Below are 16,936 nucleotides of genomic sequence, written 5' to 3' on the forward strand. Positions count from 1 at the left end.
AGAATAGAAAGTCTACTGCGGAAAAGCTGATTTTGGCCAGATTCCCCGATTATTTTCGTTAAAGAGCCTGCTATTCTCCTCAAAAAATCGAAAAATCTAACTCAACACGCTTTCCCTCGCTACGGCTTCTATTCTCGGACAGCCTCCCAGATAAGACAATAGAGTAAAGTAAAAAGTAACGACCACGGAGATCAGCAAAATGGAACAATTAACAGACTTAAAAGCCATACTGCATTCAAAGCGCGCCAATATTTATTATCTGGATAAATGCCGGGTGATGCAAAAAGATGGTCGAGTGCTCTACCTAACCGAAGCCGATAGCGAAAAACAGTACTGGAATATCCCAATAGCCAATACCACGGTTATATTGTTAGGCACGGGCACATCCATTACTCAAGCCGCCGTTAGAATGTTAGCCTCAGCAGGCGTATTAATTGGCTTTAGTGGCGGTGGTGGAACGCCACTGATTGCGGCAAATGAAATAGAATGGTTGTCACCGCAAAGCGAATATCGTCCGACAGAATATGTACAAGGCTGGATGGCCTTCTGGTTTGACGAGAGAAAACGACTGCAAGTCGCTAAACAATTCCAGCAACAGCGCATCCAGTATATGCAAAAGGTCTGGGGTAAGGACAGGGAACTGCAAAATGAAGGATTCACGCTAGAAGACAAAGACATACAACGGGCTTTAGCCAACTTTTCCAGCAAAATAGAACAGTGTGCAGACGTGACTAACTTACTATTAGTCGAAGCACAGCTGACTAAATCGCTGTACAAAATTGCCGCTAAGCAGACAAAACAAAAAGACTTTGTACGCCAGCACGACAGTATGGACGCTGCCAATGACTTTCTGAATCATGGCAATTATTTAGCCTATGGACTCGCAGCAACCACACTTTGGGTGCTAGGCATTCCTCACGGATTTGCGGTGATGCACGGTAAAACCAGACGTGGTGCCTTAGTGTTTGATGTTGCTGATTTAATAAAAGATACTCTGATTTTGCCATGGGCTTTTATCTGTGCAAAAGAACAAGCGACCGAGCAAGAATTTCGCCAGCAATGCTTGCTAAACTTTACACAGCATAAAGCACTGGATTTTATGTTTGAAGCGGTTAAACGAGCCAGTGTAGAGGGTAAAGATTTACCTGATTACCCATAACTCTCAGCTATAACTTGTCATTCCTGCATGCTTCTAGCAGGAATCTAGTTGGTTAAGCATAGATTCCCGATAAAAAACTTCGGGAATGACGAGTTTGTTAACATGCTGATTATTCACGTTTTTTTACTATGACTGAGAGTCATACGTAATCAGGAAGATTTATGACACAAATGATCAATCCAATTCGAGGTATCAACCAATATTCCCGCTATTATTTAAGCTCATCAGTCTGTCGGCGAGGGATTTTCTTAAGACTGGGATCAGAACCACCCAACAATGCTAATCGCTGTGCACTTTCCCGCTCAATCAACGCTTTTAAACCTTCACGCAGTAATGCCGTTTTGTCATGGACACCCGTTAATTCAACCGCCTTGGCATATAGATCGTCATCAACATTAAGTGTTGTACGCATAAAAACCTCTTGTGATGAACAAAGTAAATATCAAATAAAACATCATTATATGCTGCTTATGATGCTTTTTAACTTATACGCTTTAATGAGGTATATATCATGATGGTGACCTTTGTCTCGCAATGTGAACACAAGGCACTAAATCGTACACGCCGTGTGTTAGATGCGTTTGCCAATCGTATCGGTAGCCGTACCTGGCAAACCGTGATTACCGAGGATGGCTTGCAGGCCGTTAAAAAATTACTGCGTAAAAGTGCGACTAAAAATACGGCGGTGTCTTGTCATTGGATTAGGAGCCGAAGTCGGAGTGAGTTTTTGTGGGTGGTGGGGAGTAAAGGTAAGTTTAATAAAGAAGGGTTTGTGCCAGTGAATTATACGGATCAAGTAATCGCCTCTTCATCTAATGAAAATGATTGGCAGTTTTTACCCATTATTGAATCACTAACTGTTTTTTCAGCTTTATTGCATGACTTTGGCAAAGCAACTGTTTTATTCCAAAATAAATTAAAAGGGAAAAATAAGAGCCAAAGCGACCCATTAAGGCATGAATACATTTCATTGCTGTTTTTAATCGCTATTGTTGATAACAAAAGTGATGAAGAGTGGCTTACCGATTTAATAAGTGATGACATTCATCAAAAAATATCAAAATTAACCATTGAGAATATTGAAAAGCCACTCGCAGATTTACCGCCCGTTGCCAGTATGGTGGCATGGCTAATTTTGACACATCATAAATTACCCGTATTGGAAGAAAAAAAGAATGCTGGCAAGCCAATAAAACGGAGTGAATTGTTTAAAGTCATTTCACAAGCATGGGGTTACGAAAGTAAAAAAGAAAAAATAGCTTTTAATGAATGGTTTAAATGTACAGAGTTACCGAGTAAATCAATTGATTGGCAGCAAAAAGTTAAGTCTTATGCCATTAAGTTAAAAAACAGTTTATCTCAAATAGACACTATTTTTAATTCCGAGCTGTTTCGACCAGTAATGACATATGCACGTCTGTGTTTGATGTTAGGTGATCATTATTATTCATCTCAGCCAAAAGATAGTCATTGGCATAGTAGCGTAAAACTTTTTGCAAATACTGACCCACAAAATAAACTAAAACAACAGTTGGATGAGCATCTTGTCGGTGTAGCAAAACAAGCCAAGAAAAACACCCACAAACTACCACAATTTGAAGCTATTTTTAATCAAAATATCCGTGTTATAAATAATGAAAAGATAGGTAGAAAAAGTCCAGAGGGTTACCAATGGCAGGATGACGCAGTAAGTAGTATCAAAAAATGGAAACGAAATAACAGTGAGTTGGATAAAAATCAATTTGGTTTTTTTGCCGTTAATATGGCATCAACGGGCAAAGGAAAAACATTTGCCAATGCAAAAATTATGCAAGCACTTTCTGCTAATGAGGAAAGTTTAAGATATATATTAGCCCTTGGGTTGAGAACACTCACTTTGCAAACGGGAGATGAGTATAAAGATAAAATAGGTTTAAAAAATGATGAATTAGCGGTATTAATTGGTTCTAAAGCTATACTCAATTTACATCAACAAAAAAATCAGACGGGTTCAGAGTCAGGTACAAGTTTGCTGGATAATGAAATAATATTTAGTGGCGATTTTCCAGAGCAAGGCTTAGATACCGTACTAAAAAACACAAAAGATAGACATTTTTTATACGCGCCTGTGCTTGCCTGTACGATTGATCATATTATTCAAGCAATTGAGGTGATACGAGGCGGTCGATATATATTACCTACATTACGCCTTATGTCTTCTGATTTAGTAATTGATGAAATTGATGATTTTGACAACGAGGATTTAATCGCCATAGGCAGGTTAATTCACCTTGCCGGTATGTTAGGCAGAAAGGTAATGATTTCATCCGCCACCATCCCGCCTGATTTAGCAGAAGGTTATTTTAATGCTTATCAATCTGGCTGGGATATTTTTGCAAAAATGAGGGGTAAAAAGCCTTCAATAGGATGTGCGTGGATTGATGAATTTAAACCTAAAGTCATTAACATTGAAAATAGAGAAGCATTTAAAAAAGAACATGATAAGTTCATAAAAAAACGAATAGAAAAACTTAAGGAACAGCCTGTAAGGCGAAAAGCCAATATAGCTCCTTGCAGTACGGATCCCAGAGAATATTTTCAAGCGATAAAACAAGCTGTTTTAGAAAAACATAGACATCATCATTTTATCGATACAAAGACTAATAAAAAAATAAGTATTGGTGTGGTCAGAATTGCTAATGTGGATCCTTGTGTCGCTTTAACCCAATTCTTATTAAAAGAAAGTTTGGCAGAAAATACTGAAATAAAAGCAATGGCATATCACTCTAGGCAAGTTTTATTGATGCGCCACGAACAAGAAAAATATTTAGACAAAATACTCAAACGTAATAAGGGGGATGAACATATCCTCGCAGATTCGGTGATAAGAAAGCACATTGATAACTCTCAAGTCGACAACATTATATTTGTGCTCGTAGCAACGCCTGTTGAAGAAGTGGGTAGAGATCATGATTTTGATTGGGCGGTAATAGAACCCTCTTCTTTCCGGTCTTTTATTCAGTTAGCAGGTAGAGTGCTTAGGCACAGAGAAAAAGAAGTTCTAAAACCCAATATTGCCATTATGAAATATAACTATCGAGCCTTAAAAACAGCAGGGAAAAAGGTAGCATTTAAATGGCCAGGTTATCAACAAGAAGTGGAGGATTTAACAAGCTATGACTTAGATAAGTTGGTCAACACCCAGGAATTAGCTAAAAAGCTTGATGCAACAAATCGTATACAAAAAACAAATTCATCAGAACTTGCTGACATAGAGCACAAGGTCATACATGAGTTACTAACAAACTATGAATCAAAAGGTCCAGAGTCTATGCAAGGTTGGTTAGACAGTGATTGGTGGTTGACGGCATTGCCCCAGCAGTATATCCGTTTTAGAGGCAATCGAAGTAAAGATATGACGGTGTTTTTAACGGTTGAAAATATATTTTTAGAAAAAGGTGATAGAGATAATACTGTTGAAGTAGGGAAAAATAATATAGCGATTGAATCACTAAGTGAACTAGAAATGAAAAACGTATGGTTCACACGCAGTTATGTAGATTTGTTAACTGAGAAAGCTAAAAATGGAGATTTAAAGGAAACGGCATTAATATATGGCGAAATAAATTTACCAACGTATGGTAAGCCGCTAACGCCTCATCAGTTTAATTACAATGAGCAGTTAGGGCTAACCAGACAGTAGCCGCCTGTGCGGCGGTAATAGTTAAAGCATAGATTAAATACTACATTTTCTAAGCTACTTTTGCAGTAGTGTGAATATTGTAACCTACAGAAAAAATATAGTTTTTGATAAGTTTTATAATATATAGATAAAATACTACATGGTTGACTATATTAAATTTGTTAGTTATTATTATCGACAGTGAGGCGAAGTTATTTGTTAACTTCGTACTTAAGATCACTGTTTACAAGCTTATTTATAAAGAGAGAAACAGAAATGCCAGAAATATCAAGGTTTTTCGGAATAATAATCAGGATGTTTTATGATGAGCACAATCCACCTCATTTTCATGCTGAATACTCAGGTAAAAAAGCGGTCTTTGACTTTGATGGGAACGTCATAAAAGGCAATCTTGGATCGAAAACAGCAACCAAATTAGTCAGGGGCTGGGTTGATATGCATGGCGAAGAACTCGTCATTGATTGGAAATTAGCTCGAGAAAACCGGGAAATTAATAAAATTGAACCTTTAACTTAGTGGTGAAATTATGTGGGATATGAATGATGTCATAAATATTGAATATAAGGGGAATTATACGTTTTATATAGTATTTGATAATGGTGCCTCAGGGGAAGTTGATTTTTCAGAGTATGCCGCTAGAGGTTTTGTGTTTGCTCCCTTAAGAAATAAGGAGTTTTTTAAGCAGGCAAAAATTGAAGGTGGAACCATTTCATGGCCAAACGGGGCTGATATTGCGCCTGAAACATTGTATGAAAAAATAACCTGCTAATTTTATACTTGAATTAAAGGAGGGCTATATGTTGGACAAAGCAATAACTGCATTTTTAGAAAACAAAAAGCAAGATTACCTAAAGAAAAGAGTGAAAGGCAATACCAGTGAAGAAGATAAGCTTAGTTTTAGGCAAGAAGCACAAGAAAAATATGCTATTGAAAGCTGGTTAATTGATGCGTCACAACGCGCCAAGCAATTATCACTTACTTCCCATCCCGCTAAATTTGTTCATCCAAATGCCAAAGCCAGTAGCATTATTGCAGATAGAAAAAAAGAAAACGATGGTTTATTACGCTCAGGAAATGTAGCCGTTGAACTGGATGTATTTGGTAATGCAGCCGCATTAGATGTTGAAAAATTTCTAAGGATAGAGTTGCAAGACAAAAAAACAGTTTTACAGCATTTAGAAGAAAACACAGAGACGATAAAACAGCAGTTTGCAATACATGAAGCCTCCTTTAAAGAGATAAGAGAGGGCTTTTTGAAAATTAGACATTCCGATTTAGATCAAACCAGCGAAAAATTAAAGCAAGTCTATTTCCCTGTAGATGATGACTATCACTTATTATCAGTTTTAAACGCTTCAGGAATCATTTATAAACTAAAACAAAAAACAAATGACCTGCGTTTTTCTGAAGAAAACAAAAGACTAAGAGATGAATTGAAAAAAGCAAAACCAGCTCAAACAAAAGGAGAAATAACTGAAATATATGGTTTAACAGCGGTAGGTTATGGAGGAACACAAGCACAGAATATTAGCACCTTAAATGCTCAAAACGGCGGGGTTAGCTATTTATTATCATCTATGCCTCCACAGCTAGAAAAACGCCAAACCCAGCCACCCAAAAATGATTTTTTTGAAAATTGCCTTTGGGCTGGATTATTTAAAAGCGACTTTGAGCAGTTTCATAAAGTATTAAGTTGGCGAAAAAACAATAAAGACATTAGAGACAAGCGCGACGATATTGTTCTTAATTCCATTACCAAAGTTAAAAGGTTGGTTGAAAATATTCGTGATATTAATACAGGCTGGTCAGATAGTGAAACTTATGAAGGCGTAGTGCGTTGGCAAAAGATTTGGCTGGATGAAAAGTATGCAGATATTAGAACTGATGATCAACAAAATCATGATTACCTGACTAATGCCCAAAGCTATTTTGCCAATTGGTTTATCGGCAATTATAAGCAAGTAACGAAAGATAATAAATTGCTAGGGGATGATGATATAGACCATATTAAAAGCCTTCTAGAACAAGAACAGGCATTGCTAAAATGAAAGACATATTGTTAATTCCAAATATAAAAATTCACAATGCTAATGCATTATCGAGTCCTTACACGATAGGTTTTCCTGCGATGACTGCATGGTTAGGTTTTATGCATGCGCTTGAACGGAAGTTGAAAAGTACAGAATTTAAAGAGATTAAATTATCAGGCATTATTGTGAGTTGTCTGGATATGAGTCTGCAAACTTATAAAGGCAGAGGTGACTATATTAGCTCAATTATAGCGACAAGTAACCCCTTAGATAAATCAGGCAGTAGACCCTCATTTATTGAAGAAGCCCGTTGTGATATAGAGGTTACTATCGCAGTAGAATGTGAAATAGGCGTTATTGACTACGAAAAACTGACACGTTGTATTGATAATATCCTGCACACAATGAAGGTTGCTGGTGGGGATATAGAAAGTTTTAAACCAGGCCGACATCTACAAGTTGACAATCACAAACCTAGAGACTTAAGCAAATATTTAATGCCAGGTTTTTGCTTGGTTACAAGACAAGACTTAATGCAACAAGCAATGCAAAAGGGCAAAGATGCGATAGATGCCATGCTGGAGTATCTGACAACCACAACAGCAGTGGAAATTGATGAAAACCATAAAGTCACCAAAGGCAAGCCAACTAAAAAAGAAAAGGGGTGGATTGTTCCTATCAGTATTGGCTATCAAGGAATCAGTGATCTAGGGCAATTAAAAAACACCCGAGATGAAAACACACCACATAGATTTGCAGAAAGCATTGTGACTTTAGGTGAATTTAAAATGGCGTATCGTTTTGACAATATAGACGAAATGATATGGCGCTATCAGCAATACCAAGGTGATGGTTTCTATCTTTGTCAAAACAACTATTTAATTAATAATCAGGAGAGTAAATTATGAGTAAAATTCCAGCATCGGTTTTAGCGTTTGAAAAAAAATTAGTGCCCTCTGATGGTTTAATGTACGGCACAACCTGGGAAGGTAGAAACTCACAATCTACACCGCTTAAATTGCAAGAGAAATCTGTACGGGGCACTATTTCTAACAGACTTAAAAAATCTGAGGAAGGCAAGATAGATGCAAAAATAGAAAGCGCAAACCTGCAAACGGTTGACAGTTGTGCTTTAACGCCAGAACAAGATACTTTAAAGTTAAATTTCACATTAAAAGTATTAAGTGGAGTCGAGCATCCCTCGGCATGTAATCATGAAGGATTTAATCAAACCTATACTCAAGCAGTTACTGATTATATAAAAGAGCATAGCTTTACTGAAATAGCCAACCGTTATGCATCAAATCTTGCCAACGGCAGTTTTTTTTGGAGAAACAGAGTTGGGTGTGAAATGCTAGAAGTAAAAATTAATGTCTTAAATAATGACAGTGATAAAAACTGGACATTTAATAGCTTAGACAATGATACGCAGGATTTTAGCAACCTTTCAAATGATGTCACTGAAATGGGAAGTCTAATTGCAAAAACATTATCAGGTGAAAATGAGTTTTTATTGCTGGAAATCAATGCTTTTGCTAAAGTCGGCAAGTCTCAAGATGTTTACCCAAGTGAAGAATTGGTACTTGATAAAAACAGTAGCAAAGAAAAGAAAAGTAAAATTTTATATCACGTTAATGATGTTGCTGCGATGCATTCCCAAAAAATTGGCAATGCAATACGAACAATTGATACATGGTATCCTGATTTTGATACTCACAAAAAGCCCATTGCAATTGATCCCTATGGTGCGGTAACAAATTTGGGTAGAGCCTACCGTCAACCAAAACAAAAAATAGACTTTTTTTCTTTATTTGATAGATTTTCCCAGGCTGAAAAATTAGAAAATGTCGAAGAAGAACATTTTGTTATGGCGGTTTTAGTTCGTGGGGGAGTGTTTGGAGAAAAGCAATAATGGATTTTTATATTGACTTGGTATTGCAAGCGGATGAAGAGGTTCCAATCTACTTTATTAGAAACAAGGTTTTTACTAAATTCCACAAAGTCCTTAATAACTTAAAGCAAAATTCTATAGGTGTAAGCTTTCCAAAATATAAGAGCAAATTAGGCAATGTCGTTAGAATTCACGGTAACAAATCAAGTTTAGATACTTTACAACAAATAAACTGGCTTGGTGGCTTAGCAGGTTATTGTCAGGTAAGTAGCATTTTACCAGTGCCGGAAAATATACAAGGCTATCGAACCGTTTCACGCATAAGACAAAATATGAGTAACTCTAAATTACAACGTCTTATCAACAGAGGTTCAATTGCAGGCGGAAAAATTAAAATCTATGAGGCTAAAATGTTATCCACAGGGCTTGACAACCCTTACCTGGAATTACAAAGTGTCTCGAATGGACACAAACATCGGCGTTATATTCAATTTGGAAAATTAAATTCTCACACTGTGAAAGGTGAATTTGACCAATTCGGTCTAAGTAAAACAGCCACAATTCCTTGGTTTTAAATAGGCAGTGGAAAATCAAGTAGCAGTCTACTACTTGATGATTTGAAATTAGTTGAACCACCCACCCCTATGCCATTTATTATGCAATAGGAATTAACTAGCCTATTGGATGGAGCTATTGCAATCAATAAGATTTCAAAAGATACTGAATAGTCGCGTCAATTTTTAATGAGAGGTAAAAGATGAAACACTTTATTTTAGAAATAGATGATGCGACCGAAGCTAGGATGAACACGGCAGCTAAAACAGCTGGGCTTTCATCTCAGCAATGGTTAAAACGCATCATAGATGAACAAACCATCACATCATGGTCAGATTCAGTTAAGGCTTTAGCGGGAGCATGGCAGGATATGTTTTTTGCTGAAGATTTACGGACAGGCGAAGGGCAAGATGTAGAAAGGGAAAAAATTTAATGGATAGTTATATTCAGTTTGGGAAGGTGAAAGCTCAAGCCGTACAAGGCCAGTTTGACCCGTTTGGATTAAGTAAAATTGCAACTGTTCCATGGTTTTGAATATAACCATCGCTTCCTATGCCGCTTAGGAATGTGCCGAAATAATTTGAGCAACTTGGAAGTGAGGCTTTAGCCTCGCCCTACCCAATGCGAGATAATCATAGGGGAGTAGGCTTTAGCCTACACGAATTACCCATCTGCTACACGTGTAGGCTAAAGCCTACTCCCCTCCACGCGCGTTCTGTCTCACACGATTCAGTCATTTACTCTGAATGTCCCGTGTTAAATAAAATTGCCACTGTTCCATGGTTTTGAATATAACCATAAAGTATTGTAGCAATCTGCTACAATATGCAATAATTGAAACCATCAATGAGACTTAAACATGGTAAAAGCAGCTTCCCCAATCCGTTTGCAAGAAGAATTGATGCAGGCAGCAGAATCAACCGCAAAGCGATTTCATCGCAGTACAGCGGAACAGATCGAGTATTGGGCTGATTTAGGACGCAAGGTAGCAACAACATTAGATCCTGATATATTGCTCTCTGTTTCGTCTGGCTTATCCATCATAAAAACGGAGCCTGTTTTTAGCGCGCCAATTGACCCAGAGTTTGTTTTCCAAGCACTTGAAAGTGAACGACAATCTGGAGAGTTACGGAAAAAAGTAACAAACAATGCAATCAAATATCAAGCATCAACAAAACACCCTGGCACTCTGGAGAAAATTGATCCCGATGGCAAGATCACGATGGGGCAATTTAAAAATGGCCAGTTTATCGAATTAACGAGCATTGATTTTTGAACAAGGGCAAACAGCTCTGGCTATTAGCTGGGGGAAATGGTGCTGGTAAGAGCACTTTCTACCGAACACAGTTAGAGCCATTAGGCTTGCCGTTTATCAATGCAGATATTCTGGCCGAACTACTGTCTCCCGAACAACCAGAACAGCACAGCTACGAAGCAGCAAAAATTGCAGAAGAAATGAGAATGCAATTACTACACCAAGGACGCAGCTTTTGCTTTGAATCCGTTTTTTCTCATCCTTCTAAAATCGACTTTGCTTCCCAGGCAAAAATGATGGGGTATGAAGTTATATTGGTTTTTATTCACTTAGATACGATTTCACTAAATCACGCGCGTGTTGCACAGCGGGTTAGTGAAGGAGGGCACACGGTTCCCGAAGATAAAGTGAGCAGTCGAATTCCTAGAACGCTACAAAATATTAAACAAACCTTAGCTTTATGTAACCGAGTTTATTTGCTAAATAACTCTAGTTTCGACAGCCCATTTCAGCAGATTGCGGAAATACAAAACGGACAAATAACGATTCAAGTAGATTTACTTCCAGAATGGGCGAAGATTTTATTAGCTGACTACCTATTGTAAAATAGAGTTAATAAGCAAAGTTTTTCAAGTTCTTTAACAATATCTAAAAATCAACAAGTTACAGTGGCGTAAAAAAGCATTGGTGTTTTCTTGAAAAAACACCTAAATAGCTGTTGTAACTAATTTTTTGTGCTTTATACTACTGTTCACTGCCGCACAGGCAGCTTAGAAATACCAGTCAACTACTCAATGAGGCGGTTTTAGGTTCACTGCCGCACAGGCAGCTTAGAAAATAACCAGGCGAGCATGTTCTCTTAATTGTATGTTCACTGCCGCACAGGCAGCTTAGAAATACCCAAACACAGGGTTATAATTCAAATTCTTGTTCACTGCCGCACAGGCAGCTTAGAAAGCCATGTTGAACCCAAACATCAGCTTCAATTTGTTCACTGCCGCACAGGCAGCTTAGAAAATCAAGCCTAGGAGCGCGAACCAAAGGCGGTAGTTCACTGCCGCACAGGCAGCTTAGAAAAGTGTTTTTAGTAGGGCTGTCAGGGTTTTCTCGTTCACTGCCGCACAGGCAGCTTAGAAACAAGACTACAATCAGCATGGAAAACAGCCATATGTTCACTGCCGCACAGGCAGCTTAGAAATAGCGATATAGCCATGACTGCTTGCAGCGCCAGTTCACTGCCGCACAGGCAGCTTAGAAATATATCGGTGACACTGGATAGCAGTGTCATAAGTTCACTGCCGCACAGGCAGCTTAGAAAATCAGATCGAGTGGCTGAAACTGTGTGCTGAAGTTCACTGCCGCACAGGCAGCTTAGAAAATCCAACGACTTGCACTACTACAGCTTAGACGGTTCACTGCCGCACAGGCAGCTTAGAAAAAAATGTACACTTCAGGATTTTATCAATCACCGTTCACTGCCGCACAGGCAGCTTAGAAATCGATACAGTGAGGGAGTTTATATAATAGATAGTTCACTGCCGCACAGGCAGCTTAGAAATATTAAACAACTTGAGCTTCAGTGTTAAGCAAGTTCACTGCCGCACAGGCAGCTTAGAAATGATAAAGAATTCACAATCTTTACAGGCGAAAGTTCACTGCCGCACAGGCAGCTTAGAAAATACTGGTGCGTCTATAGGATATTCGTGATACGTTCACTGCCGCACAGGCAGCTTAGAAAGGTAATTGCTAAATTTGACATGATTGATTCCTGTTCACTGCCGCACAGGCAGCTTAGAAATTTCACAACGATACCGAACAGTCGCAAGTCTCGTTCACTGCCGCACAGGCAGCTTAGAAAAATGTTAGACGGCTTTCCATTATTTTAGCCTCGTTCACTGCCGCACAGGCAGCTTAGAAACATTCACGGGTTTTTCTACCTGCTCGGGTTCTGTTTACTGCCGCACAGGCAGCTTAGAAAAGCGAGGCATATTTGGTGCGTGACCACATTTAGTTCACTGCCGCACAGGCAGCTTAGAAACTTTCGTACCTTTGGTGTTTTTCGTGGACAATTTTCACTACCGCACAGGCAGCTAAATTTTATTGATTACTATAAAGACTCTTCTTTATTATAAAGACGCAAAACCTGCTTTACATATTTTTGCGTTTCAGGATAGGGTGGAATTTGATTATTATATTTTTTGACGGCATTTTCACCCGCATTATATGCGGCAATCGACAGACTTAAATCACCTTTAAACAGGCCAAGTAAGTACTTTAGATAGCGAGTGCCGGCAAAAACATTCTGCTTAGGGTCTTTGCGGTTTTTCGCACCGTATTGCTTTGCTGTTGCTGGCATTAATTGCATTAAGCCTACAGCACCCGCACTAGATATAGCGGCCGCATTATAGGCAGATTCAGCATAAATCACTGCATGCACTAGCTTAGGGTCTATATTATGCTTACTCGCTGCTTGTTCTATAATTGGCGTGTATTTCTTTTTATTTTTCTGCAGATGCTTAAACGATGCTTTATAGCCTTTAGGCTTGCTACGAATGATCAGCTTGTATTTTTTGTGTGGCGGTTGGTCGGTGTAATATACCCCGCCGTCCGGGGCGGTATATTTATAGACATCCGCGCATAGACTAAAACTTGTGGCATATAAGACCGTTACACACACACCAAGTTTCAAACCGTTAAAAAAATTCAATTAGCTATCCGCCAGATATCCGGCTATATCTTCCTTGGAAAAGCCAATTTTTTTCGCTACGCGATGCGCGTGACTTACCCTTGAAATACCTGGAATAAGCTTATGCGTGGGATCTTCACCTACAAATTCAACCTGCAGTGCAATACCTTTACTTTCTTCCAGAAAATGATCAACCAACTGGTGATTATGGGTGATTAATAGGGTGTTATTTCCTTTTTGATAAAAGCCATTGAGCACATTTGCCGAGGTTTCCATTTTCTCTTCAAAAGTTGTTCCTTCTGCTATCTCATCCAGCACCACTAAACTTTTTTGTGTGCTTGCCAGAAAAATTGCTTTAGTACGCTTTAACTCAGAGCCAAAGCGCCCTTCGCCATCATCAAGCTGGCTAATTTCCGGGGTTTGATAGAAAATTTTATCGGCCACTGTTAATGATGCCGAGTCTGCTGGCACATAACTACCGATCTGCGCTAATAACTGGATTTGAGTCAAGGTTTTACAGAAAGCCGTTTTGCCTCCACTATTAGGCCCTGTGATAAGTGCTAGTTTCTCCTTATCCATTGCAAAATCATTACCCACATAGGTTGGATCCACTTTACCTAATACAGGATTTTTTGCATTTTTTAAACTGATTTTATGATGCTCAGCCTCAATCAACTCAGGCAACACTAATGTGTCTGCATTCGCTTCAGCGAATTTCACTAAAGACATTAACTCATCCAGCTGCCCAATAACATCCAGAGCTCTGCCCAGCTCGTTTGATTTTCTATACTCTTCACGCAAAGGCAAAATGCAGCTATCCCTATCAAAGCCGCCAACAACCGGAAAGTAAACCAGCATCATCGGCACTAGAAAAATAGTAACAGCGGGCGAGAAACTAAAGAAACCAATAGGCACAAACAGATTAACCAGCAACAATGTCACAAATACCAGCGAAATTAATAAAGGCTTGAAAACATGTGGTTTAAAAATGATCGCAGGCATTAATTTTTTTCTATCGATGGTACTCTGTATACCTTTTTCCGTGATGTAGACAGGCCCAGTCATCAATGCGTAAATTCGCGTTTTAGTAAATGCCGATAGTTCATTAAACAGCGCTTCAAGGTACTTGCTTTTAGGTTTTTGCATAGGCAATACAGCATTAACAAAACCTAAAATAAAGCGCATACCCCCACGATATTGTTTATAGCCATAACCCTCAATTTCTGCATCATCTCGCGCGGTACCTGACGATCCTAAAAACTTGGCAAAGAGTAATTGATAAAAAAGTTTTTCATCCTTTTTTGCATTCAGCAGCAATTGTTGTAATGCATTTTTTAGCTCACGATCAGCCTGTAGTTCTTTGACTGCTTGCTGCTTTTCGAGGATATCCTGAAGATTATCCGAGGGCTGAGCCAGTGAGCGATAAAGAACAGCCTCGCCTATGCTCGTCTGAGCATGATTGATAGTAGCAAATATTTTTTCTACTTCTATACTTTTAAATGCGCCAGAATCCAGTACACCCACACCCGTTTCTGCCGGTTTACTAACACGAATATCTGGCCATTTTTCTTGCCACGCCTTGAGTAAAGTCATACTTATCTTCTTTTTTTATTAAAATTGATCTACTAAAAAACGCGGCATACACTCTCAACAAACACACAAGCGGGAGTAGAAAAGCTTTCGCTTTTTTCTGTTATATTTCGCGCGGTCACGGATGCAGAAAATTAAATATCCACGCTCTAAGAACATGGTTTTATGACACGCTAGAAGGGTGTTTTTAGCATCGTTGGTGTTCAAAAAATCGGGTGGAGTGCAATAGCTTCAGCTATTGCTGTTGCGGAAAAAGCTAAAGCTTTTTTACTCCCCCCTCTTTGAGCCCTTTTAAAAAGGTAACCGTGTTATACCGCTTCTCTTAACACTCTCTAATATTAATACGGTGCGTAAAACGCACCCTACGTTACAGAAAAACAACACTCTTTAATTAACTCCCACGATGATTAATCAAGTCTACCATCAACTGAACATTTGCATCAGAGTCGTTTAGAGCGGGGATATATTGATAGCGCTCCCCTCCCGCCTGCATAAAAATATCCTTATTAGCCATATTAATTTCCTCCAGGGTTTCCAGGCAATCTATTGCAAACCCCGGACAGATGATATCAACATTTTTAAAACCTTCCTCAGGCAGCGCCATCAAGGTTTCTATGCAATAAGGTTGCAACCATTTAGCCTTACCAAATCGTGACTGAAATACCACGCGCCACTCGTGTTCTTGCAACTCTAACTGTGCTGCGATGAGTTCGGCAGTTTTAAGGCATTGATAATAATAAGGATCACCTTTTTTAGTCAGTAGGTCAGGTAATCCGTGAAATGACATCAATAATAACTCGCCGCGCCCTTCTTCAGTCCAGGATTGCTGTATTGAATCAGCAATAGCCTTAATATACAAAGCGTGCTGGTGATATTCGCTAATAAAGTTTAATTCCGGAACATGCCGCCATTGCATTAGTTCAGTCGCTACTGCGTCAAACACACTGGCTGTAGTCGTTGATGAATATTGCGGATACAAGGGCAAAATAGTAATCTGCTCGCATTGAGTTTTTTGTAATTTTCGCACTTGCGTAGCGATAGACGGCGCTCCATAACTCATCGCCATTTGCACAGTCACTTGTTCATCTTGAGCAAAGTGCTTAGCCACTTTATCAGTCAAGTCCTGAGTTAAATAAGTAAGAGGCGAACCTCGATCTGTCCACACCTTTGCATAAGCCTTCTTTGACTGGCGCGGCCTGAATGGTAAGACTACAAAGTTTAAAATAAACCACCAAAGTAAGCGCGGCAAATTCACCACCCTCGGATCACTCAAAAACTGGCGTAAAAAGCGCCTAACAGATCTTACCGTTAACTGCTTAGGGGAACCCAGGTTAACAATTAAAATAGTCCTTATTTTATTCACCACACGCCACCCTTCCGTTTAGCGACTAATTAAACTTAAAAATTCAGCTCTGGTACTGTTTTCTTTGCGGAAAATTCCTGTCATTACCGATGTGGTCATGACTGAATTTTGCTTCTCAACGCCGCGCATCATCATGCACATATGTTTCGCTTCGATAACGACGGCAACACCTTTAGCATTCACAGCCATTTCAACTGCATCCGCAATTTGCTTGGTGAGCCTTTCCTGAATCTGTAGTCGTCTAGCATACATATCCACGATTCTCGCCAGTTTGGAAAGACCTAATACATGTCCATCCGGCAAATAAGCAATATGACATTTACCAACAAAGGGGAGTAAATGATGTTCACATAAAGAATACAGCTCTATATCTTTCACGATCACCATATCTTCAGTATCGGCTTCAAAAATCGCGCCATTTAAAACTTCTTCTAACGTTTTCTCATAACCATTATTTAAAAATTTAAAGGCTTTAGCTGCTCGCATAGGGGTATCAACTAAACCTTCACGCGATAAATCTTCACCAATTCCTTCAATAATCTTACCGAAATACTCTTCCATCATCTGCCTCTAAAAATAATTAGCCTGTTAGTATACATCATCCTAGAAAATCAGTTGAGCGTGAATTTATAGTGCAAGATATTGAATTAATATAATACTTTCAAAAAATGTTACCTTCACCCATAGCTTAAGCGGACATTTTTGGAAGAGCGGTGGAATCAAGA

At 38.9% G+C, this 16,936-nt stretch carries 17 protein-coding genes and 1 CRISPR repeat array; of the genes, 12 read left to right on the forward strand and 5 right to left on the reverse strand.

Annotated features, from left to right (window positions below; genetic code table 11):
• The first annotated feature begins 199 nt into the window (after positions 1–199).
• Positions 200–1,159, forward strand: coding sequence for a type I-F CRISPR-associated endonuclease Cas1f (gene cas1f, locus ACQY3F_RS09875; protein ID WP_428354684.1), 960 nt, complete (start codon positions 200–202; stop codon positions 1,157–1,159).
• 211 nt (positions 1,160–1,370) lie between these two features.
• On the opposite strand, the gene ACQY3F_RS09880 is transcribed toward cas1f, so the two are convergent.
• Positions 1,371–1,571 carry a type II toxin-antitoxin system VapB family antitoxin gene (locus tag ACQY3F_RS09880; RefSeq protein WP_428354685.1) on the reverse strand — a complete coding sequence of 67 codons (201 nt, stop codon included), beginning with the start codon at positions 1,569–1,571 and terminating at the stop codon, positions 1,371–1,373.
• Between the two features lie 99 nt (positions 1,572–1,670).
• Between ACQY3F_RS09880 and cas3f the strand changes: the two genes are divergently transcribed.
• The 11 genes from cas3f to ACQY3F_RS09935 all read left to right on the forward strand — a co-directional run bounded on the left by cas3f (position 1,671) and on the right by ACQY3F_RS09935 (position 11,177).
• Positions 1,671–4,841, forward strand: a complete 3,171-nt coding sequence (gene cas3f / locus ACQY3F_RS09885; RefSeq protein WP_428354686.1) for a type I-F CRISPR-associated helicase Cas3f — start codon at positions 1,671–1,673, stop codon at positions 4,839–4,841.
• Between the two features lie 255 nt (positions 4,842–5,096).
• Positions 5,097–5,357 (forward strand): DUF4160 domain-containing protein, encoded by a 261-nt coding sequence (locus ACQY3F_RS09890; protein ID WP_428354688.1) that lies wholly within the window; start codon positions 5,097–5,099, stop codon positions 5,355–5,357.
• Positions 5,358–5,376: 19 nt separating this feature from the next.
• Complete coding sequence (locus ACQY3F_RS09895) at positions 5,377–5,610, forward strand: DUF2442 domain-containing protein (RefSeq protein ID WP_428354689.1); 234 nt, start codon at positions 5,377–5,379, stop codon at positions 5,608–5,610.
• A gap of 28 nt (positions 5,611–5,638) precedes the next feature.
• Entirely contained in the window at positions 5,639–6,889 is a 1,251-nt protein-coding gene (csy1, locus tag ACQY3F_RS09900) for a type I-F CRISPR-associated protein Csy1 (protein ID WP_428354691.1), read from the forward strand.
• Positions 6,886–7,779 carry a type I-F CRISPR-associated protein Csy2 gene (gene csy2 / locus ACQY3F_RS09905; protein ID WP_428354693.1) on the forward strand — a complete coding sequence of 298 codons (894 nt, stop codon included), beginning with the start codon at positions 6,886–6,888 and terminating at the stop codon, positions 7,777–7,779. The genes csy1 and csy2 overlap by 4 nt, the downstream gene beginning before the upstream one ends.
• Positions 7,776–8,783, forward strand: coding sequence for a type I-F CRISPR-associated protein Csy3 (gene csy3, locus ACQY3F_RS09910; protein ID WP_428354694.1), 1,008 nt, complete (start codon positions 7,776–7,778; stop codon positions 8,781–8,783). The genes csy2 and csy3 overlap by 4 nt, the downstream gene beginning before the upstream one ends.
• Positions 8,783–9,337, forward strand: coding sequence for a type I-F CRISPR-associated endoribonuclease Cas6/Csy4 (cas6f, locus tag ACQY3F_RS09915; protein WP_428354695.1), 555 nt, complete (start codon positions 8,783–8,785; stop codon positions 9,335–9,337). The genes csy3 and cas6f overlap by 1 nt, the downstream gene beginning before the upstream one ends.
• A gap of 182 nt (positions 9,338–9,519) precedes the next feature.
• On the forward strand, positions 9,520–9,750 hold the full coding sequence (locus ACQY3F_RS09920) for a hypothetical protein (RefSeq protein ID WP_428354697.1): 231 nt from the start codon (positions 9,520–9,522) through the stop codon (positions 9,748–9,750).
• On the forward strand, positions 9,750–9,851 hold the full coding sequence (locus ACQY3F_RS09925; protein ID WP_428354698.1) for a type I-F CRISPR-associated endoribonuclease Cas6/Csy4: 102 nt from the start codon (positions 9,750–9,752) through the stop codon (positions 9,849–9,851). The genes ACQY3F_RS09920 and ACQY3F_RS09925 overlap by 1 nt, the downstream gene beginning before the upstream one ends.
• 325 nt (positions 9,852–10,176) lie before the next feature.
• Entirely contained in the window at positions 10,177–10,593 is a 417-nt protein-coding gene (locus tag ACQY3F_RS09930; RefSeq protein WP_428354699.1) for a TA system antitoxin ParD family protein, read from the forward strand.
• The gene (locus ACQY3F_RS09935; RefSeq protein ID WP_428354700.1) at positions 10,590–11,177 is read left to right on the forward strand and encodes a zeta toxin family protein; all 588 of its coding nucleotides are present in this window, start codon (positions 10,590–10,592) and stop codon (positions 11,175–11,177) included. Before ACQY3F_RS09930 ends, ACQY3F_RS09935 begins: the two co-directional genes overlap by 4 nt.
• Positions 11,178–11,321: 144 nt before the next feature.
• Positions 11,322–12,610: direct repeats of the CRISPR family, unit length 28 nt; unit sequence GTTCACTGCCGCACAGGCAGCTTAGAAA.
• 69 nt (positions 12,611–12,679) lie between these two features.
• Here ACQY3F_RS09935 and ACQY3F_RS09940 read toward each other — a convergent pair.
• The 4 genes from ACQY3F_RS09940 to folE form a co-directional block, all read right to left on the reverse strand.
• Entirely contained in the window at positions 12,680–13,279 is a 600-nt protein-coding gene (locus ACQY3F_RS09940; RefSeq protein ID WP_428354701.1) for a lytic transglycosylase domain-containing protein, read from the reverse strand.
• The gene (locus ACQY3F_RS09945; protein ID WP_428354702.1) at positions 13,280–14,851 is read right to left on the reverse strand and encodes a MutS-related protein; all 1,572 of its coding nucleotides are present in this window, start codon (positions 14,849–14,851) and stop codon (positions 13,280–13,282) included.
• A gap of 388 nt (positions 14,852–15,239) precedes the next feature.
• On the reverse strand, positions 15,240–16,214 hold the full coding sequence (gene hemH, locus ACQY3F_RS09950) for a ferrochelatase (RefSeq protein WP_428354703.1): 975 nt from the start codon (positions 16,212–16,214) through the stop codon (positions 15,240–15,242).
• Between the two features lie 15 nt (positions 16,215–16,229).
• On the reverse strand, positions 16,230–16,772 hold the full coding sequence (folE, locus tag ACQY3F_RS09955; RefSeq protein WP_428354704.1) for a GTP cyclohydrolase I FolE: 543 nt from the start codon (positions 16,770–16,772) through the stop codon (positions 16,230–16,232).
• Between the last annotated feature and the right edge of the window lie 164 nt (positions 16,773–16,936).

The sequence above is a fragment of the Methyloprofundus sp. genome (assembly GCF_965251085.1).
Classification (GTDB): domain Bacteria; phylum Pseudomonadota; class Gammaproteobacteria; order Methylococcales; family Methylomonadaceae; genus Methyloprofundus.